Raw genomic sequence first — 18,283 nt, 5'->3', positions numbered from 1 at the left:
ACGCGCTTTGAAACGGTGTGGGGCTATTGAGGAAGAGGAACTTTTCCAAAGAGAAATTCCCCCTTCCCCAAACGTATTCGCGCGGAGCCTCTCATTCAGCCTCTCAAGAGGCTTCGTTTTGAATCCCTGTTGCGCCTTCCAACGCGGGTTGTCCTTGGAAGAAGGCCTTTTCAGAATGAACCTCCCCGCGCGCGAGCCTCCTCAGACGCAGGACGCCTTGAGCGCCTTGTAATCGGTCTTTCCGGTTCCAAGAACCGGGATAGACGCCAGTTTTTGCACACGGGCGACGGCGGACAGCCCGGAAAGGCGCGCGGCCCGCAAGGCCGCATTGGCCTCTTCCCGGGTAATGTCGAGCGTAGTGAACAGGACAATGGTTCCGTCCTCTCCGCTTTCGACCGCAAGCGCGGGGCCCTGTTCGCCGGATTCTTCGGAACGTCCCTCGCCGAAAGCCGCCGCAAGCACGCTCTCGATCTGCGGGAGTGAAATCATCTCACCGCCAACCTTGACGAAACGCTTCAGGCGTCCACGGAAGGTCAGGCACCCGTCGGCAGCCTCGCTCACCAGATCCCCGGTGCGGTACCATTCCATACCCTCAAAAGCCACAAAGGGTTGCTTGTCCGCATCCACGCCCAGATACCCGCCGAAGACGTTGGGGCCGGACACCAACAGCATACCTGTTTCGCCGGGAGCCACGCGGCGCGGTTCCCCTTCCGCAGACACGACGGCAACCCTCACGGACGGCAGCGGCTGGCCGATGGTGCCGGGAAGGACGCTTCCGGGACGGTTCACACTGATGACCGGGGAACATTCCGTCACCCCGTAGCCTTCGCACAGGACGCCGCCGGGAGCTGCCTCGGCAAAGGCCGCATACACGCTGTCGGGGCACTTCTCCGCTCCCACGAACCCGAGGCGCAGGGAAGCGAGATCCCCAGGGCGGGCCTTCCGCAACATGCCGTCAAGGAATGTGGGGGGAGCCACGGTGATCGTCGGCTTCCAGCGCCGGGTCAGGGCCGCAAGCCGTGCTCCTTCGGTGGGGTTCGCGTAGTAGACGGCGGGCAGGCCGAAAGCCAGCGGCAAGGCGATGTTCCCGGTCAGCCCGAGGGAATGGAACGGCGGAAGCATGGACAACATACTGTCGTGCGACGTGATCTTGAGCACGGCGGCGATGTCCCGGCAGTTTGCAAGGATGTTCATATGGGTGAGCGGTACGGCCTTCGGCAGAGCCTCGGAACCCGAGGTGAACAGGATCGCCGCCGTTTCCGGCACGCGGCGCGGGATGACGGCCTCTCCGAGGCAGGGAATACCCAGCAGGCGGGACTTGAGGAACGCGCCGAGCTTCGCCGGGAGCGAAAGGCGCTTCGCGTCTTCAAGCGCCACCCAGACATCGGCATGTTCGCCGACGGGGAACCCTTGCCCGGAAAGCCTGTCCAGCAGGCGGGACGAAGTGAAGACGCGGCGCACGCCTGCCGCTTCAAGGCCGTGGGAAAAGTTGGCCGCCCCACTCGTCCAATTGCACATCACGGGCGTCTTTCCGGCCATGAGCGCCCCGAGCCACACGAGCACGGCTGCAGCCGAAGCGGGCAGCATGATGCCGACGCGCTCCCCGTTCCCCGCTTTTGCCTTGATGAAGGACGCCAGCACAAAAGCCTGCATGATCATATCCCGCGCCGAGAGTGCGGCAGCTCCGTCGGCAAGCATGAGCCGCGAGGGAGAGCGCATGGCCTGCCGAAATGCCGTCTCCACCAGATTCCGTCCGTCCGGGACCGAAAGGGTGCGCGCCTCTCCCGTGGGGAACCACGCGGCGGGCGGTTCGGCGGCTTCACCTGCCGCGCCGAGCAGTCCTGCCGCCGCGAGGATACAATCACCAACCGTGCGCAGCGCTTCAAGCTGCTCGATGGGCTGGCCGGAAATCTCCTCAAGCCGTACGCTGACATTGATGAGCGACAAGCTGTCGATCCCCAGATCCGTGGCGAGCGTCGCCGTATCTTCGATAACCTCCACCCCGCTCTCTTCCCGCAGGATGGCCAATACCCTTTCCCTGATGGCCTTTGGTACGTCCGCCAAGGCAGCCCCGTCCGGGGTTTGCATTACGGGCGCGGGCAGTTCCTTCGGCGTGGAACCGAGCAAGAAATGGTATGGTACAGCGAGCGCGGGCGTCATGTCCGCATTGTAGAAGGTTTCCAGCGCCTCGTTGAGCGTGCGCAGCCCATCGGCCTGTCCGGGCAATTCCGGTTCCGATACCGATATCCGCACCCGTCGGCGCGGCATAAAGAATATGCCGTTGAGCAGCAGTTCGAACACGCCCCGGGCCAATCCCTTGAGGATATCCGGAGCCGTACCCCGCGCCCAGCTGAACGAGCTTCCCCAGAGGCCCGTCGTCCTGACGAGTACCAGCCGTACATCCGGAACCAGCCCGCGCAAACTGTATACCCCCCGATTGCCGCCGAGCCGTTCCCGGCCCGTACGGGTAAGCCCCCCGGCGGGATAAAGAAGGACATTCCCGCCCGAGCGCAGGACTCCGGCCACGCGTTCCAACGCCTCATGCACCCCGCTCTCCGCCGTGCGTCCCTCCCGGCGCAGATCCGGTATGGAAATGGTTCCGATCAATCGGGTCAGCGTGCGGATCACCGGCTGTTCGACTTGGCGTTCATCCCCGAGGGGCCTCGGCGCAAAGCCCGCAAGGCTCGTGTAGACAAGCGCTGGGTCGATAAGTGCCGGATGGTTGGGCAGGAACAGAATCGGACGCCCATCGTCGCGGGCGCGCACGGCTTCAAGCCCTTCCACCTCTATCGTATAGCGCAGCCGCAACAGCCCGCGGACAAACGCCAGCAGCGCCCGAAAACCGGGACCATGCGCAACCGGGGGCAAGGATGAAGTCGCCGGGACCGGCTCCGAAAACGGTTCTTCAGGGTTTTGATGCCGCCCGAAACCACGCATCACGGCCAGAAACATGCAGGCAACGCCCAAGCTGAGAATGCCGAGGACCACATGCCCGTGCGAGGGCCGCAACAATGACAGGGGCAGATACAGTTGGCCCGCAAGCAGGATGCCGGTGAAAGAAAGGCAGTTGTCGAGCCCGAGGATGCGCCCCTTGTCCGTGGCGGCGGGACGGACTTGGATAAAGCTGGTGATCGGGATGAGGTAGAGCCCGCCGCACGTCCCGGCAAGCGCGTACAGCCCGAACAGCAATGGAAGCCGGAGCGCGGGATCGGCAGCGGCGACGACCGGCACAAGGCACAGCAGGACGCCGATGCCCATGATCGCCGGGACCAGCAGCGTGCGCCAGCTTTCGGGCGTGCCTCTGGCGGCGAGCAGCGAGCCCGCGCAGATGCCGACCATCAGGGCTACGGGCAGGAAACTGGTCGCCGTATAGGACAGGCCGAGTTCCGCGCCCCCAAGGTTATTGATCTCGAGCAACAGCAGGGTCGAGAGGAAATAGAAGAACGCTTCCGCCCAGATGACAAGGTGCAGCGGGCCATCCTTGCGGAGAGTGCGCAGAAAGCGGAAGGAATCGATGACCGCCGACCATGGGAAAGGGTTGCGGCTTCCGGCTCCCGGGTACGCGGGAATGAAGGCCGTACTCACAAGCCCCCCGGCCGCGACGGTCACGGCCAATATCGCCACCAGCCAGCGGCCGAAGGGGTAAGCCGTTTCGATCCATGCCTGATCCAGCGCGATCCCGGCGAGGAACACCCCGAACAGGATGGACGCCGTGGTCCCGAGCTTGAACAAGGCGTTGATGCGGGGGACTTGGCCGACGGGAAACAGTTCGGGGATGGAGCCGTTGAGCGCCGGGCTGAACAGCGTGGAGCTCAGGCCCATGCAGAAGGTCATGGCGAGCATCCAGTTCCAGTCGAGCGTCACCATGCCCCACGCTCCCGCCAGCATAGCCGCGAGTTCCAGCGTCTTCGCGCAGATGACGAGGCTTTTCTTGGCGAAACGGTCGGCAAGCCAGCCGCTCCATGCGGAGAAGAGCACGAACGGCAGCGCGAATAGGAACGTCACCTGCGATTGGAACACCGCGTTGCCCGTGGTCACGGCAAGAAGCAGGCCGGCCTGCTTGAAGAAGTTGTCGTTGAAGGTCCCAAGGGCATAGCTGGTCCCGAGGGCAAGCGCCTGATATTTCTGATTCCCGCTGTCGGTACTCATGGAACGACTCCAAAAAGGTGTGTCATTGCGCCGCTTCGGTCGCGGCAAGCAGTTCGTCGGCGTACGTCTTGACCTGTCCAAGCGCATGGACGGCGCAGGCAAGGTTGAGCGTGTACGAAAGAGCCCTCCCGTGCTTGTGCGGGATCAACAATCCCGCCTGCTCCAAGACTTTAAGGTGGTGCACCACCGCCGAACGGCTCAGCGGCAAGATGTCCACGAAGGTTTTCAGCTCGATGGATTCCCCCGGCTCAAAGAGCAGCAGGATCGTTTGCCGTGTCCCATCCCCCAGTGCTGAAAAAACTTCAGCGATGGCAGTCCATTCCTGAGGCAGTCCGTTGAGGTAGTGTGTATTCATAACTAAAAAACTAGTTTTTTAGTTATAATAAGTCAAGCATTTTCTTCCTCACGCGCGTTTTTCTCACATATACGCTTGAATGATTGTATTTTTCTCTTTTTATTATACACTATTAGGTGTTTTCTGTTCCAACGGGTGCCTTCCGCTTCCTCTGAATAGGGCTTCACGATGTTCAAGAAACGATTTGTAACGCTATCGACAGAAACGGCGGCACACCGTATAAAAAATCTGGAACGCGATCAAAAAATACTTCAAAAAACGCGCATCCACCCTGCCCTCCTCCGGGCAGGATCGAATATGCAATGAGGCGGTCTGCCATGAAAATAGGATTGGCGCTGGGGAGCGGCTCCGCACGGGGCTGGTCGCATATAGGCATCATTGAAGCACTCGCGGAGCTGGACATCCACCCCGAAATCGTGTGCGGGACGTCCATCGGTTCGATTGTGGGCGCGGCGTACGCCACCGGAAACCTTGGCCGGCTGAAGCAGCGCGTGTGCGCGCTGACCAAACTTAATACGGCGTCGTACTTCAATTTCAGCATGTCCATCGATGGGTTTGTGAATAAGGAAAAACTCCGTGCCTTCTTCGCGGACTGTGTGACCCCGCCGGGTATGCTCATCGAAGATCTGCCCGTGCGCTATGCCTCCGTCGCCACGGAGGTGAGCACCGGCAGGGAATACTGGCTGAAGAAAGGTCCGCTTGAAGAAGCGATCTGGTCTTCCATCTCCCTTCCCGGTTTGTTCCCGCCCGTCTTTTATCATGACCGCTGGCTGTTTGACGGCGGGCTGGTCAATCCCGTGCCTATTTCCGTTTGCCGTGCGCTTGGGGCGGACATCGTCCTCGCCGTCAACCTGAACGGCGAGCTCATCGGGCGGCACTCCGCCAAGAAAAAGCCGAAAGAAAATAAAGAGGGCGAGGGAGATTTCGTGGAACGTATCGCCATGACCATCAGGCAGTACGGCACCACGCTGTTCGGCGAAAACGAATCCCCCGCACACCACCCGCCGAGCGTCTTCGGCACCATCGCCAGTGCCGTGGACATCGTGCAGGACAGGATCACCCGGAGCCGCATGGCCGGAGATCCTCCGGACATTTTTCTGACGCCGAGGCTCGCCCATGTCGGGCTGCTGGAATTCTACAAGGCCGAAGAGGTCATCAACGAAGGGAAAGCGTGCGTCAGCAGGGCGCTCCCGGCGCTTGAAACACTCCTGCATAGGGACTTCGGCCACGCGCACCAAGGCGATTGACATGACGGACGATCCGGGTGAAAGGCAAGGGGACATCCTATCCCGCCATGCAGCAACACCTAGGCCGCCATCTCAAGAGTTCCCCATGCCCACTGTTTTTTCCCATCCCGCACCCGTGCTCGCGTTGGCGGCACTCCTGGGCGGACGGGTTTCCACCCGGATGCTGCTCTTCGGCATCCTGTGCGCCGTTTTGCCGGATGCCGACGTCATCGGCTTCCGGTTCGGCATCAGCTATGCCGACGCGTTCTGGCCCTTCGACCAAACCCGGTACTTCTGCGACTGGCGCCCTATCCGGGTTTCGCCGTTCGGCCTCAAGGGGCTCCTGTCGCAACGGGGGCTCTCCGTCATGCTCTCAGAATTGCGCTGGGTATGGGCTCCGTGTCTGGCTGTCATAGCCGCCGCCTTGTTTTTCGGGAAGAACCCTATGCGTGCCATCCCCCGGAAATAACGCCTATTCCGTTATGGAGGATCTCCCAAAACGGAGTCACGCCCATAGCCACGATAACTCATGGAACTCTTTCCATAAGGAAGCTCAACGCCATAAAAAAAGGGATGCCCCATACGGAGCATCCCCGACCAGCGCCGTGCCGGGACTACCGATAAAACGGGAACACGGCGTTCGCCTTCCCCATACCTGCAGGGAAAGCCTTCTGGCCAAAACAACCCTGAAAACCTCCCAAAACCGTCTTGCCGAGAATACGGTGCCGGAGAGGGGCCGGGGTACGAATCATCACAGCGTAAAGCGCGGAGTCTCGGCGGTCAGCTTATGGATGGCCGTCTTGGCTCCAGTGAAGCGGCGGAGCAGCCCGGCGACTTCTTCGGCGGCCTGTTCGGCGGTCGCCAAGGGCAGAGGCGGCATCGCGTCCACATTGATCACCGCATTCGTGGTTTCGGGCATCAATTTGCTGCGGTTGCCGTTCTTCCAGCACCATGCCCGGCAGAACACATCTTTCGTCGCCGTATCATAATAGATGACTTCGCCGGGCTGCGGGTGCTCCAGCACGTCGGGCTGGCCGAGCGGCACATAGTTTTCGGTACCGTCCGCAATGCCGAGGCGCAGATCGCCCTCGATGACGTTCCGGTCGTCGCCCCCGCACGGCAACAAATATTTCAGACTGATGCAGTTGAAGATCGCCACCAGCGGATTGATGAACGGAAGAGGTTTCCCCGCACGGCAGCGCTTGATGAGGTTGATCACGGACGGCGGGTTCTTCTTGGGTTTGATGCCCATGCCCGAGAAGGCTTCGGCCCATGTTTCCAGCACCGGGACATGCCAGAAATCCTCCAGATCATCACGGCGCACGCCTTCCTCACACTGGGCCAGCAGTTCGGCCAGCTCAGGGATTTCCCGGGTGTTGTCCACGCCCTCGGCAACCACGGCCATCCGCGCATATCCCGGAAAACGTTCAAAAACAGCCTGTTCGATCTCATACAGCATGACGCTACCTCGGTAACGGCTTCCGCAGACGCGAAGGCCCGAAATAGGTGGTGGCCCACGTCAGGGCCAGGACAAAAACCGCCGCAAAAATGCTCGACGCGATGTTCCAAGGCCAAGGGGCGGACAAGGACAGGCGCATGATCAGCGTCCCGATCACGAAACCGGAGTTGCGGAACACGGCGTGAAAATCCGGCATGAACCGCTGCGAAATGAGCACCAGCGCGATGTCCGCGAAGATCAGGATGGTGTAGATGGTTTCAAAGAAGTCAGCGTCATTGCCGGTCTGCACGAACAATATCAAATCCCGGACGGCGATGCCTACGAAGAGCAGGAACAGCACGAGCGAGATGAGCTTCTTCGACATGACGTACCGCATCTGTTCTTCTGGATTGGTTATATAATTCTGATGGGTACGGAGCTGATAATAAAAACCGAGGCAAATGAAGATGATCAGCGCGCCCAGCCCCGCAGAGGCGATGTGCACCACCGGCTCGATGCCTGACGTGAGGCTGACCGGCTCGGGGAGCTTGGATAATTCTTTAAAGGCGTCCCGGAGCAGGATGAGGGCCATGACTTCAAACTGCTTGCCGAGCGATTTGGAAAGCGATCCGGAAATGGTCAGGATAAGCTCCATCACCTCCATGCCGAGGATAAGCGTGAAAGCCAGATGGATCGCCTGAAAGTGGCTTATGGGCGTAATATGCTCCAGCCACGGAGGCAGTACCCCCTGCCGGTTGGCCTCGATACCCAGAAGCCCCGCAAGATAAATGAAGAAGATCAGGGTAGCGAACGCACGCTGCGTACGCCTGTGATCCCATAACTGATGGACAGCATCAAACAGATGGGTAATCGGTTCGCATTTCTCTATCACGGTTCACGCCTTCATTCCGGTCGGTTGTCGGAAGGGAATCACGGCTCGTCATCCGGGCCTCCCTCGCTGCACGGCGGCTCATAGCCAGCCTGCTCCGGCATTCCGGGCAGAACGCCCGGCAAGCCCGTCCTCTTGTTCCCACTCCCTCACAAGCGGAACCCCTCTTTCCCGGCGTATGTCTCCACATGGGCGGAAGGCCTACCTCGGCCGGGATTTGCTCTACAAACGCTCTATCCAGGCAACAAGGGAATACATTCGCACAGGCTCCCTAGCCCACAGCTCTTCCCTTGTCAATCAGGAATCATTTTCAGTTTCTAATCCGGCGCTACTTTGGTTCTATACTGATCCCATTGTAAAGAAGGGATACTTCTCTTCAACAGGGTGGAGAGCCCGACTCTCATATGTCTTTTGATACAAGTCAATACATACTGTATCGCCGACGAGCCCCTACCGCCCCTCGGCACTGCAACCGGACATGGTTCGAACGTATGGCCAACGTCCAACAGCCACCGGATTTCTTTCCAAGAGCCCGCGTATCCGCGAGATCAGGAATCCACACGGCAAACGCATCGGCACCGATATGGCTTATCATTCCAAGTTCTGAATAGAAACCATTGATGAACACTCTCCATATCTTGTAAAGGATAATTTTTTTACCGCGTTGAACAAAAAAGGGAAGGCCGAAGCCTTCCCTTCAGGGCAGAGGGACATCCGTTTACTTGTAGGAGGGTATGGGCTTCTTGATGAGCTTCAGGAACTTGTCCGTGGCGTAGGAGCCGTCTTCCACCCTCTTCAGTTCATCCTTGTTGATGCTGCCGATTTCGGCGAAGAATCTGGCCATTTCGCTCTGCGCGTACTGGGCCTTGCTCTGACCCTTGGAGGCGTCGAACATGGCGAGCTGCTCGTCCAGATTGAAGACCGGGTGCGTCTGAAGATCGAGCAGTGCCAGATCGGCGGGGTAGTCCCTGCCCGCCCATTCAAGGAAGAAGCGGCGGTATTCAGGGACAAGGGACTCCAGCGGCTCGTTCTGCAGCATATTCATGGCCCGCATATACACGGAGAGGAAACGCGCGGTCACCTCAGGGTTCGCATCCGCATACTTGCGGTCGGCCACGATCACGCAAGGGCTGCTACGCCCACACAGCTTGGGGTTGGCGACAAGCTTCCAGCCTTTGGCCTCGCCCACATACGCATGGGGGGCCCAGAGACATACGCCGTCCCCGATGCCGTCTTCGTAAGCGCTGAGGGCCTGCGCCTGATCCATATTCTTGAGCACGATGTCTTTTTCAGTGAGCCCGAGAACACGCAGCCATACGCTGAGCGCATAGTGGGCGGACGAGACGGTGGTGGTCAGGAAGGTCTTGCCCTTCACGGTTTCAGGGCTGCCGAGAACCTCCGGATAATCCTTGTTCCACCCTTTCACCTTGGCGATGGGGCTGTCGGGCCGGACGAGGACGCGGTTGATGAGGAATTCCTCATCGGCATTGGCAATGACATACGTGTTGTAACGGAGAGCCCCCATCATGGCGGGCACCGCGCCGATGGCGGCGTATTGCCATTCTCCAGAGGGGAGCGCGTTCAGAATCGCCATCCCGGACGTGAAATACAGGATTTCAAGATCCAGCCCGGCTTCCTTATCCCAACCTTTTTCCTTGGCGTACCAAATGGGGAACGCTTCGAATTCATCCATCCACGCGGTACGGACCTTGGTCAGGGGAGCGGAAAAGGCCGGCGCGCTTATGGCAAGGCAGAGCAACAGGGCGATACAGCAACTGAAAAACTTTCTGAGGCGCATACGTTTCTCCTGATGAAAAAAATTCTGGTGAACGCGACTCGTGCCGCCAGTTCGGAAGAGGCCACCTCCTTTGTGAGCGTTCCCGGCCCGAATTCCCGTCCATAGCCACATGGCATAGCGGGCATAAGGAATCGCAATTAGATATTTTAATTTTATTTCAATATGTTATTTGATTACGGCAAGAAACGAACCTGATATTTATATATTTTTAGTGAAATATTTTAAAATAAAAATTATCTAAGATATTTTTCGTTTGTTTTAAATTTTTATTAATAAAAACAATATATTATTAGTATTTAATAAAAAATTAAAAACACAAAAACAGTATTTGCACAACGGTACTTTTATTTTTAGTATCATTGTGTAATTTAATATGAATCATTTTATTTGGATGTATCAGATAGCCGGCTTGTTTGTCTAGTGATATATGAGATAAAACCTTGTGAAGACTTTGGACGAACCATCTATTTCACGTATCTATATTAAATAATATACAAAATTTTTTCTTTCCGTGCCTTTCTTCTGTATCGAAAAAACTCTCCGTAACATACTTTCATTTCTCAGAAATATGTCTTTAATAACTCAATACACTTTCATTATCAGATGGTTACATAGAAAATCCTCTCTACTCATCAAAAAACTTTTCCCTTCCTAAAAAAGCTCTTCTTTCACAAGAAAACGATTACAACCATTCGGCCCTCCCTTTTGCCCACAAAAAAAAGCAGCCTCGAAAGGCTCCCTTTTTTATGGAAAGGATTTTATTGGCATAACTTATTAATAATATTGTTTTTAAGTGTCATTTTCCGCACCATTTTGTACCCAATTGGTGCAAGCGGACAGGGCTATTGCTGCACGGCGTTGGGACGAGACGAGTGCGTGGGTATAAAAGCCTCCGGTGGTAGTGATATTCTTGTGACCAAGCTGCGCCGCTATCGCTGCTATGCCTACTCAATTCTGTGGGTGTCAAAATTGCCAATATACCGACGTTTGGGTCAAGCCTGTGAACGGCGGGCACGGCTACTGGAAGAAAGCCGCGCGAGGAAAAAACCTTCCAACAACCCCTTGAACCCTCATCCCCTTGAAATGGTATGCTCCTGACCAAAAATCAGGAGTTTTTTATGGCTGTTCTTTCCTTGCGCCACTTCTCCCCGGTCGAATTCCGCTGCAAGTGCGGGTGCGGTGCGGGCATGGAGAAGATGGACGCCGACCTGCTCCAGATGCTCGACGAGGCCCGCGATCTGGCGGGCATCCCGTTCCCCCTTTCTTCCGCGTACCGCTGCCCGAAGCACAACAAGGCGGTCGGCGGCGTGCCCACGTCCTCCCATACTCGCGGCTATGCCGTGGATATCCGCTGCGTGGATTCCCATTCCCGTTTCGTCATGCTGCAAGCCCTGCTTGAGGCCGGATTTCGGCGCGTCGAGCTGGCTCCGACGTGGATTCATGTGGACAACGACCCGGACAAGCCGCGTGACGTGGCGTTCTACCAGCATGGAGGCAAGTACTGATGGAAGCGACCGTGATTGATTTCATCCTTTCGACCTTGATGAGTTTTTCCGCGCAGTATCCCGACGCGGCGTGGCTCGTCACCGCCCTGAGCGTGGTCATGACCGTGTGCGGCCTGTGCGCCGTGGCCACCGTATGGATGCCCGTGCCGAAGGAACCGACCGGGCTTTATGCCGTCTTCTACCGCTGGGCCCATGCCCTTGCCGCACACTTCGGGCAGAACAAGGGCGCCGTGGCTGACGGCAAGTCCGAAACCGTGAAGGCCGAAGTCAAGGCCGTGACGGGAAAGTGATGTGCGGGCCGTCCTTGAGTTCCTTTCATCGCTCGCCGGGCTCCTCAAGCTGTGGCTGCGTCAACGGCACGGCGAACGCCGCGAGGCTGATCGCACTGCTGTGCGTGATGACGCTGGCGGCGAGTGAGTGCACTCGATGGGTGGAACCGACCGCCGCGACAAGCCCGGCTCCGCTGACGCCGGGGGCCGTCGTGACGGGTGAGTGGTCCTACACCTACCGGGGCGAGACGTTCACCGAGCCCGGCGAGTGGGTGCACCTGCCCGCTGGCGAGGCCGGGAACCTGCTCCTGTGGATCAAGGGCGTGGAGGCGGGGCGATGAACGACGACGTGCAGCTTGTCCGCGAGATCGGGGAAGTGAAGGCCGAGCTGTCCGCGGTCAAGGCCGAACTTGCCGGACTGCGCGAGCGTATTGACGATGTGGTCATTTCAAACCTGCGTGACCACGGCAAGCGCATGTCCATGCTCGAAACCCGCGTTGCCGCGCTTGAAGCCGCCGAAACCCGCCGGGCCGGGGGCATGGCCGCACTCGTGGCTGTAGCGGCTGCGGCAGGAGCGGCCGGGAACGTCCTTTCGCGCTGGATCGCGGGATAGTCGGCTCACATATTTCGGCTGAGGCAATAAACATCCACTCTAAAAAAGGAGAAACACCATGGCCAAGACACAAACTGCTGGTCAGGCTGTCGGCACGATAGGGCGCCGCCACTACTCCACTGGCGGGACTACTGACGGACGCCGTTCCGATCCGATCTCGGTTCCCGCGGTCGGAACATGCTCCGCCGCAAGAGTATGGGCGGCTCCGGGGGTTAATCCATAGTGGCGGCCACGACCCTTCTCTTTGACGGCATCAAGGCCGCTGCGAACATCACAGACCGGGTTCTTGTCTTCTATTCCGGGGGCAAGGACTCGGCTGTGACTCTTGACCTGTGCGCACGGTATTTCAAGAGGATTCAGCCCGTCTTCATGCGGCTTGGGCCGATACTCTCGTTCCAGCGGGCGTGTCTTGACTGGGTTGAGCGTCGCTACAGGGTTCCCGTCATGATTGTGCCGCATCCCATGCTCGTGGAATGGCTCCGGTACGGTACGTTCCGGGAATACGATTTCGACGTGCCGATCATCTCCTTCCTCGATGTATACACCTACGCCCGGTCGAAGTCCGGCGTCTGGTGGATCGCGGCAGGGGAACGCATCGCGGACTCCATCGTACGCCGGGCCATGATCAAGGGCGACGGCGGCGTGGTGAATCCCAAACGAGGGCGGTTTTCCCCCTCGCGCACTGGAGCAAGTCGGACGTGTACGCCTACATCCGGCATCACAGGCTGAAGGTCGCCCCGGAAACGCAGCACCTCAGCTTTTCCTTCCGATCACTCATGGGAAGCGATCTCGCCGCGAGCCGTCGGGTCTACCCGGAGGATTACGCCCACATCGAATCATGGTTTCCGCTCGTGGGCGTCAGTTTGGCGCAGTATGTGTTTGCGAAGAAACAGGAGGGTACGACATGAGCGTCGCCGCGACCAAATTTCAGAAAGGTGAGGAGCGGTACATCCTGCGTTCCCAGATCAAGGAGGCACCCTACAATCCCCGCATCATTGGGGAGGGGGCGGAAAAGCGTCTCCGCGCCTTTATCAAAAAGCACGGCCTGTTCGGAACCATCATCTGGAACGAGCGTACTGGAAACATCGTTTCAGGGCACCAGCGGCTCAAGGCACTCGACTACAACGAGAAGTATCCGGAGGCCGGGGATTATCAGCTCCGCGTAACCGTGGTGGCTCTGACGGACCGGGAAGAAAAACAGGCCAACGTATTCCTGAACAATCCTGATGCACAGGGAGATTGGGATGTCGGTATGCTCGGCAACCTGATGCAGGCGGACGGGTTCACTGCCGAAGAATTGGGATTTACCGAATCCACGGCGGTCATGATGTTCGACGGGGATCCTCGCTTCTCCGCACTGTTTCAGGACACCGAGGACGTCACCGCCACCAAGGAGCAAATCCGCGAGGTACGCGACCACCGGGCCGACAGCATGAAGGACATGCAGGAAGCGCAGAGTGCGGACTTTTACTTCACGGTCGTTTTTCAGAATCAGAAGGCCAAGGACCGTTTTCTCATGGAGATGGGCGTGCCCGTCTGTGAGCAGTTCGTGAATGGCGACATCCTCTCTCGGCGCTTTGGCGTCGACAGTGGGGAATAACCCTCATGATGGTGTGTGATGGGTCAATGTACGGCAAAAAGTAAACGGACCGGCGAGCGGTGCCGCCGTGCCGCCATGCACGGGCAGACGGTCTGTTACATGCACGGGGGAGCCTCCCGCCGCAAGGGTGGAGCCCCCAAGGGCTCGAAGAATGCCCTCAAGACCGGGCAGTACGAGACGATCCTCGCCTCGACCATGACGCCGGAGGAACTTTCCTATCGCGACAGTTTGGACATCAATCCTCTGACGACGCTCAGGGAAACCCTCAAAACCCTGCGAATGCGGGAGCTGCGTATTTTGTGCCGGATCATGAAGGCGATGGACGCCGAGGAGATTGCCGGAACGCCCACCGGAAAGCCGAGCATGGACGTGTAGAGACTGCCAAGGGCTTCTCCGCTCCAGCAACCCGCAGGCCCCAAAACTCATCCGTTGTACGGCCAACCCGCTCGGCGTCGGGCACTTGTGGGTCAAACGGTACTTCATCGATCCCGCCCCGTCCTTCACGCCCATCACGGACGCCGCGGGCAGCAAGCGGGTATTCATCCCCGCCACCATCTACGACAACAAGCACCTCATCGAGGCGGACCCGAAGTACCTCCTTCGTCTGGAATCCATCACGGACGACAACCTGCGGCGCGCATGGCTCAACGGAGACTGGAACGTAGTCGCCGGGGCGTTCTTCGGGGGCGTATGGTCGCCTAATCGGAACGTCATCAGGCCGTTCGCCGTCCCCAAAGGCTGGTACTGCTTCCGGTCGGCGGACGGCACGGCAGCGCCGGACGGCGTTTTCTACCCCCGTGGGGCATTGATCCGCTTTGCCGAGTGGTACGGGGCCAAGTGCGACAGCGCCGGGCGCGTCGTCCCCAATGAGGGGCTCCGCATGTCCAGCCGGGAAGTGGCAAAGGGCATCGTCAAGCGGGAAAAGTGGACATGGAACAAAAGAAAGGGGAAACCGTGGCGGAGGACAGGGCCAGCGGTCGCCGTATGACCCCTTATTTCACCTCTATCAGCCCAGACGACGTATGGGATTGGGGGATGGACGCCAAGGGCCTCGCGTGGGCGGTCGTCCACAGCGAAGAGATGGAGCACCCCGCAGCCTTCGCCGCCCCGCTCCGTTACGAAACCCTGACCGTCTGGACGCGGGACTCATGGACGCGCTACCGCCGCCCGATGAAGGACAAGGAAAACACCGAGTACGCTCTGTCCGAAAACGGCGAGCGCAGGCACGGGCTCGGCGCCGTACCGCTGGTGCCGTTCCTGTTCGAGCCGATCTCCCCCATGACCGGGCTCCCCGCTACGGACGACGTGCTCTCCCTGATCCTGCGCATCTACAGACGGGACTCGGAACTCGACAAGATGCTGTTCGACCGGGCCGTCCCTCTGCTCAATGTGGGCGGCGTAAGCCAGGAGCATTGAGACACGTTCGTGGTCGCCAGCTCCAACGCCCTCATGAGTACGGAACCGGGCGGCATCACCGCGCAGTAGGTGGAGCCGTCAGGCACCGCGTTTCAGGCGCAGGCCGAAGCCCTTGCCCGCGACGAGGCCAGCGTGTGGGAAATCGCCCTTCGCATGGTCCGTCCACAGTCCGCCGAGTCCAAGGCCATCGACAAAACACAGCTCGACACGCAGCTTGCCAGCTTCGCCCGGCGCAGCGGCAGCGCGGAAGCCCTCTGCTGGAAGCTCGCCGCCCGGTGGCTTGGAGCTAAGGAGGACGGGATCGAGGCGAAATACAACGAGTCGTATGATGTGGGCGAGGCGACGGTGAAGATCAAGGGGCAGACGCCCGCGAAGGAAGGCCAAGGGTGACGCAAAAGCCCCGGCAGTCTAGGCTGACCGGGGCTTTTGCATCATGGAGGGTGATTATATCATCAAAGCGTGATGACTCGCTTACTTCCAATTTGGATCTTCCTTCAGTTGCTCCATCAGAAGAAATTGGATTGCCTTGTCCGGCTTGCCGATAAATATATAACGGGCATATTTACTCGGGGTATCTATTGCTTCAGGTACATCTTTCACTTCAACTATCATTCCCCAAGCTTTTTGAGATGAAGGCTGGTAGGCGCTGATAATGAAATTATTGCCGCAATCATGCGGTTTGCATTGCTGCCTGACAAGATATGTTTCACCATTGCACTGTACCATATTGGCCGTTCCAAGTGCCGTAAAGCCATGGAATATCCACTCAGGGAGATCCGCCCGGCTCTCGCCTTTCAGTGCCTGTTCCCATGCCTGGGCCTGTTTGTCGGATATGGACGAGGCATAGGCGCCGATGCTGGCCAAGAGCAGAATACCCAACACTGCAAAGGCTATGATCGTTTTTTTCACTTCTTTTCTCCTTCGATGATTGCCGGAGTTTTTGCTCAATCACCCTACGGCAAGACTACACGTTGAAGGTCTACTTCTGGAGTCGCTCGGGAACAATATTCCTCAAGAATTATGAGCGGAAGCTGTTTTGGGGTATAGACTCCCTATTTGTAGTCCAAGAGTAACACAAAATCTCTCGGATGGATATGATTAACCGTTCCTTTCCTCTATTACATATTTCTAGATCTCGGTCGCCCAAGGAACTTTGTCAACAATGGAACTTCCCCTCACTGGGCACGAGCTCTACCAGAATAGATCAGAGTGTACGCCTCTCCGCTGGCTAGGTATCGCACTCCTACTTTTTCTACAGCAATCGGCTATTCACATAGCGGTTCAGGCTGACTCCCGCCTCTGCGGAGAGGATCGCAAGCTGACGGTGCATCTCAGGCGTCGTGCGGACGACAAAGTTCCCGGAAAACTTGCGAAGGGAAAGCGGCTCAGGGATCGGCTCCTTGTTCGCTTCCATGTCCTTCAACGTATCCGAGACAAGCCGGACGATTCTATGCAAGGCCGCGTCCTGTTCCTCTTCCAGCCATGACAAGATGGGAAACTCGGCGCACAGCCCCACAAACTCCTGATCCTCTTCCGACCAAATGACGCGATAGGTATACTTTTCCATAGCTACTGAAGGGAAGCCTGTACAGCCCGATGCGGGATGATCCGCATGAACTCCTGCCCCTTTTCCCTTTTCAGAAGGCAGGCTTCATACTGCGCCTGCAAGTTGATCCACATCTCCATGTCAGTCCCGAAATACCGGGCCAGACGCATGGCGGTATCCGTACTGACGCCGCGCTTTTCGTGCAGAATTTCATGAATCCGTGTGGCGGGGATGCCGAGGGCGATGGCAAGGGCATTCGCGCTCAAGCCGAGCGGGGCCATGTATTCTTCGCGGAGAATTTCTCCGGGATGGATAGCAAGCATATTTCCTCCTAATGATAATCTACTACTTCGACATCATACGCGTTTCCGTCTTCCCATGTGAAGCAGATACGCCAGCGGTCATTGACGCGGATACTGAACTGCCCCGCCCGATCTCCGCGCAGGGCTTCAAGCCTGTTCCCAGCGGGTATTCGCAAAGATTCCAGCTTGGTTGTCGCATGTAGAATCCTCAATTTCCGTACCGCCGAACGTACCGCATCACCTAGCTTGCGATGTTCGCCTGTTTCGAAAAGATGCTGTGTTTCTTTGTCCTTAAAGCTGGCAATCATACAACGTCATTCGTATTACGATAAGCAGAATATATACTGTCTCCATCCTCCCTGTCAATTCTTTCCCTCCACGCGAGAAACCTTCCAACAACCCCTTGCGGCACATCCCGGCTGCGGGTCTATACTCATGCCCAATTATGCGGCCCTGCCCGCCTATCGTGACGTGATGCCAAGGAATGCCCCGGCGCGAAGCCCTAACCCGAACCGAGAAGGATACCATGAAACTCAAGCTCGACGAAAACGGCCATGTGGTGGTGAAGGACGGCTTCCCCGTATGGGTTGCCGAAGACGGTGCGGAGATTGCGTATAACGTCCCCGACCTCGTGAACAAAATTTCCGCCGTCAACGCGGAATCAGCCGGACGGCGCAAGGACATCGACGCCCTGACCAGCCAGCTCAAAGCGTTTGACGGCATTGACCCGGAAAAGGCCAAGGCCGCCCTGGAAACCGTTGCCAACCTTGACGCCGGGAAGCTCATCGACGCGGGAAAAGTCGACGACCTCAAGATGGAAATCAAGAAGTCCTATGACGGAAAGATTTCCGATCTCGAAAAGGCCCTCGCCGACTCCAAGAAAGATTCCGCCGACAGGCTGGCCGCCAAGGAAGCCTCCATCCGCACGCTGCTGGTCAAGGGCATCTTCGATTCCAGCGCGTTCCTGAAGGACAAGACCGTGCTTCCCTCCGACGTGGCCTACGCCTCGTTCGGCAGGCATTTCGAGGTGAAGGAGGAAAACGGCGAGCTGCGCGTGGTTGCCACCATGAACGGCCAGCCCATTTTCAGCCGCTCCGATCCCGGCACCTTCGCCGCGCCCGAAGAGGCGCTTGAGGCCATCATCGACAAATACCCCATGAAGGACCGCATCCTGAAG

The 18,283-nt window shown here is 58.2% G+C and carries 24 protein-coding genes; 15 read left to right on the top strand and 9 right to left on the bottom strand.

The genetic code is table 11. The features are described 5' to 3' along the window. Positions 1–201: 201 nt before the first annotated feature. On the bottom strand, positions 202–4,149 hold the full coding sequence (locus T370_RS0105705) for an MFS transporter (protein ID WP_029435055.1): 3,948 nt from the start codon (positions 4,147–4,149) through the stop codon (positions 202–204). A 22-nt stretch (positions 4,150–4,171) separates the two neighbouring features. Continuing rightward, entirely contained in the window at positions 4,172–4,504 is a 333-nt protein-coding gene (locus tag T370_RS0105700) for an ArsR/SmtB family transcription factor (protein ID WP_005024422.1), read from the bottom strand. A gap of 317 nt (positions 4,505–4,821) precedes the next feature. On the opposite strand from T370_RS0105700, the gene T370_RS0105695 reads away from it, so the two are divergent. Next, on the top strand, positions 4,822–5,751 hold the full coding sequence (locus T370_RS0105695) for a patatin-like phospholipase family protein (RefSeq protein WP_005024421.1): 930 nt from the start codon (positions 4,822–4,824) through the stop codon (positions 5,749–5,751). 85 nt (positions 5,752–5,836) lie between these two features. After that, positions 5,837–6,199: a hypothetical protein gene (locus T370_RS0105690; protein ID WP_029435054.1), complete on the top strand. Its 363-nt coding sequence runs from the start codon at positions 5,837–5,839 to the stop codon at positions 6,197–6,199. 282 nt (positions 6,200–6,481) lie between these two features. Here the strand turns inward: T370_RS0105690 and T370_RS0105685 are convergent, their stop codons facing one another. From T370_RS0105685 to T370_RS0105675, 3 genes are all read right to left on the bottom strand, one after another. Beyond that, positions 6,482–7,189, bottom strand: a complete 708-nt coding sequence (locus T370_RS0105685; RefSeq protein ID WP_029435053.1) for a B3/B4 domain-containing protein — start codon at positions 7,187–7,189, stop codon at positions 6,482–6,484. Between the two features lie 4 nt (positions 7,190–7,193). After that, positions 7,194–8,060 carry a hypothetical protein gene (locus T370_RS0105680; RefSeq protein WP_034505861.1) on the bottom strand — a complete coding sequence of 289 codons (867 nt, stop codon included), beginning with the start codon at positions 8,058–8,060 and terminating at the stop codon, positions 7,194–7,196. A 715-nt stretch (positions 8,061–8,775) separates the two neighbouring features. Continuing rightward, a complete protein-coding gene (locus tag T370_RS0105675) occupies positions 8,776–9,855 on the bottom strand; it encodes an ABC transporter substrate-binding protein (protein WP_005024415.1) in 1,080 nt (359 codons plus the stop codon). A 1,118-nt stretch (positions 9,856–10,973) separates the two neighbouring features. On the opposite strand from T370_RS0105675, the gene T370_RS0105670 reads away from it, so the two are divergent. The 12 genes from T370_RS0105670 to T370_RS25630 all read left to right on the top strand — a co-directional run bounded on the left by T370_RS0105670 (position 10,974) and on the right by T370_RS25630 (position 15,648). After that, positions 10,974–11,360, top strand: a complete 387-nt coding sequence (locus tag T370_RS0105670) for a D-Ala-D-Ala carboxypeptidase family metallohydrolase (RefSeq protein WP_029435051.1) — start codon at positions 10,974–10,976, stop codon at positions 11,358–11,360. Positions 11,361–11,371: 11 nt separating this feature from the next. Further along, positions 11,372–11,650, top strand: coding sequence for an RNA-binding protein (locus T370_RS0105665; protein WP_248604223.1), 279 nt, complete (start codon positions 11,372–11,374; stop codon positions 11,648–11,650). A gap of 191 nt (positions 11,651–11,841) precedes the next feature. After that, the gene (locus tag T370_RS26065) at positions 11,842–11,970 is read left to right on the top strand and encodes a hypothetical protein (RefSeq protein WP_262359805.1); all 129 of its coding nucleotides are present in this window, start codon (positions 11,842–11,844) and stop codon (positions 11,968–11,970) included. Beyond that, positions 11,967–12,242, top strand: coding sequence for a hypothetical protein (locus tag T370_RS0105655; RefSeq protein ID WP_029435048.1), 276 nt, complete (start codon positions 11,967–11,969; stop codon positions 12,240–12,242). The genes T370_RS26065 and T370_RS0105655 overlap by 4 nt, the downstream gene beginning before the upstream one ends. 58 nt (positions 12,243–12,300) lie before the next feature. After that, entirely contained in the window at positions 12,301–12,465 is a 165-nt protein-coding gene (locus tag T370_RS24835) for a hypothetical protein (protein ID WP_156034339.1), read from the top strand. Beyond that, positions 12,465–12,971, top strand: coding sequence for a phosphoadenosine phosphosulfate reductase domain-containing protein (locus T370_RS22695; RefSeq protein WP_211250483.1), 507 nt, complete (start codon positions 12,465–12,467; stop codon positions 12,969–12,971). The genes T370_RS24835 and T370_RS22695 overlap by 1 nt, the downstream gene beginning before the upstream one ends. Further along, positions 12,941–13,150 carry a hypothetical protein gene (locus T370_RS25645; RefSeq protein WP_211250481.1) on the top strand — a complete coding sequence of 70 codons (210 nt, stop codon included), beginning with the start codon at positions 12,941–12,943 and terminating at the stop codon, positions 13,148–13,150. The genes T370_RS22695 and T370_RS25645 overlap by 31 nt, the downstream gene beginning before the upstream one ends. Beyond that, complete coding sequence (locus T370_RS23490; protein ID WP_051643750.1) at positions 13,147–13,842, top strand: ParB N-terminal domain-containing protein; 696 nt, start codon at positions 13,147–13,149, stop codon at positions 13,840–13,842. Before T370_RS25645 ends, T370_RS23490 begins: the two co-directional genes overlap by 4 nt. A gap of 18 nt (positions 13,843–13,860) precedes the next feature. Then, positions 13,861–14,217: a hypothetical protein gene (locus T370_RS0105640; protein ID WP_156034338.1), complete on the top strand. Its 357-nt coding sequence runs from the start codon at positions 13,861–13,863 to the stop codon at positions 14,215–14,217. Continuing rightward, a complete protein-coding gene (locus tag T370_RS25640; protein WP_211250478.1) occupies positions 14,177–14,830 on the top strand; it encodes a hypothetical protein in 654 nt (217 codons plus the stop codon). The genes T370_RS0105640 and T370_RS25640 overlap by 41 nt, the downstream gene beginning before the upstream one ends. Beyond that, a complete protein-coding gene (locus T370_RS25635) occupies positions 14,773–15,258 on the top strand; it encodes a hypothetical protein (protein ID WP_211250476.1) in 486 nt (161 codons plus the stop codon). The genes T370_RS25640 and T370_RS25635 overlap by 58 nt, the downstream gene beginning before the upstream one ends. A gap of 69 nt (positions 15,259–15,327) precedes the next feature. After that, on the top strand, positions 15,328–15,648 hold the full coding sequence (locus tag T370_RS25630) for a hypothetical protein (RefSeq protein ID WP_211250474.1): 321 nt from the start codon (positions 15,328–15,330) through the stop codon (positions 15,646–15,648). An 81-nt stretch (positions 15,649–15,729) separates the two neighbouring features. Here the strand turns inward: T370_RS25630 and T370_RS0105630 are convergent, their stop codons facing one another. The 4 genes from T370_RS0105630 to T370_RS0105615 form a co-directional block, all read right to left on the bottom strand. Then, the gene (locus tag T370_RS0105630; RefSeq protein ID WP_029435045.1) at positions 15,730–16,167 is read right to left on the bottom strand and encodes an inhibitor of vertebrate lysozyme family protein; all 438 of its coding nucleotides are present in this window, start codon (positions 16,165–16,167) and stop codon (positions 15,730–15,732) included. A 343-nt stretch (positions 16,168–16,510) separates the two neighbouring features. Continuing rightward, on the bottom strand, positions 16,511–16,825 hold the full coding sequence (locus T370_RS0105625) for a type II toxin-antitoxin system HicB family antitoxin (RefSeq protein ID WP_029435044.1): 315 nt from the start codon (positions 16,823–16,825) through the stop codon (positions 16,511–16,513). A 2-nt stretch (positions 16,826–16,827) separates the two neighbouring features. Continuing rightward, positions 16,828–17,127 (bottom strand): HigA family addiction module antitoxin, encoded by a 300-nt coding sequence (locus T370_RS0105620; protein ID WP_029435043.1) that lies wholly within the window; start codon positions 17,125–17,127, stop codon positions 16,828–16,830. An 8-nt stretch (positions 17,128–17,135) separates the two neighbouring features. Next, complete coding sequence (locus T370_RS0105615; protein WP_029435042.1) at positions 17,136–17,414, bottom strand: type II toxin-antitoxin system RelE/ParE family toxin; 279 nt, start codon at positions 17,412–17,414, stop codon at positions 17,136–17,138. Positions 17,415–17,632: 218 nt separating this feature from the next. Here T370_RS0105615 and T370_RS0105610 point away from each other — a divergent pair. Continuing rightward, the coding region (locus T370_RS0105610; RefSeq protein ID WP_029435041.1) for a DUF6651 domain-containing protein at positions 17,633–18,283 on the top strand (651 nt) is incomplete at its 3' end.

It is taken from the genome of Bilophila wadsworthia ATCC 49260, assembly GCF_000701705.1.
GTDB lineage: Bacteria > Desulfobacterota > Desulfovibrionia > Desulfovibrionales > Desulfovibrionaceae > Bilophila > Bilophila wadsworthia.
This window is presented reverse-complemented; position numbering and strand designations above follow the sequence as displayed.

Excerpts from the sequence above, each read along its gene's own strand:
- T370_RS0105705 (WP_029435055.1), bottom strand. The coding sequence starts at position 4,149 with ATGAGTACCGACAGCGGGAATCAGAAATATCAGGCGCTTGCCCTCGGG.
- T370_RS0105700 (WP_005024422.1), bottom strand. The coding sequence starts at position 4,504 with ATGAATACACACTACCTCAACGGACTGCCTCAGGAATGGACTGCCATC.
- T370_RS0105695 (WP_005024421.1), top strand. The coding sequence starts at position 4,822 with ATGAAAATAGGATTGGCGCTGGGGAGCGGCTCCGCACGGGGCTGGTCG.
- T370_RS0105690 (WP_029435054.1), top strand. The coding sequence starts at position 5,837 with ATGCCCACTGTTTTTTCCCATCCCGCACCCGTGCTCGCGTTGGCGGCA.
- T370_RS0105685 (WP_029435053.1), bottom strand. The coding sequence starts at position 7,189 with ATGCTGTATGAGATCGAACAGGCTGTTTTTGAACGTTTTCCGGGATAT.
- T370_RS0105675 (WP_005024415.1), bottom strand. The coding sequence starts at position 9,855 with ATGCGCCTCAGAAAGTTTTTCAGTTGCTGTATCGCCCTGTTGCTCTGC.
- T370_RS0105670 (WP_029435051.1), top strand. The coding sequence starts at position 10,974 with ATGGCTGTTCTTTCCTTGCGCCACTTCTCCCCGGTCGAATTCCGCTGC.
- T370_RS0105655 (WP_029435048.1), top strand. The coding sequence starts at position 11,967 with ATGAACGACGACGTGCAGCTTGTCCGCGAGATCGGGGAAGTGAAGGCC.
- T370_RS24835 (WP_156034339.1), top strand. The coding sequence starts at position 12,301 with ATGGCCAAGACACAAACTGCTGGTCAGGCTGTCGGCACGATAGGGCGC.
- T370_RS23490 (WP_051643750.1), top strand. The coding sequence starts at position 13,147 with ATGAGCGTCGCCGCGACCAAATTTCAGAAAGGTGAGGAGCGGTACATC.
- T370_RS0105640 (WP_156034338.1), top strand. The coding sequence starts at position 13,861 with ATGGGTCAATGTACGGCAAAAAGTAAACGGACCGGCGAGCGGTGCCGC.
- T370_RS25635 (WP_211250476.1), top strand. The coding sequence starts at position 14,773 with ATGGAACAAAAGAAAGGGGAAACCGTGGCGGAGGACAGGGCCAGCGGT.
- T370_RS0105625 (WP_029435044.1), bottom strand. The coding sequence starts at position 16,825 with ATGGAAAAGTATACCTATCGCGTCATTTGGTCGGAAGAGGATCAGGAG.
- T370_RS0105620 (WP_029435043.1), bottom strand. The coding sequence starts at position 17,127 with ATGCTTGCTATCCATCCCGGAGAAATTCTCCGCGAAGAATACATGGCC.
- T370_RS0105615 (WP_029435042.1), bottom strand. The coding sequence starts at position 17,414 with ATGATTGCCAGCTTTAAGGACAAAGAAACACAGCATCTTTTCGAAACA.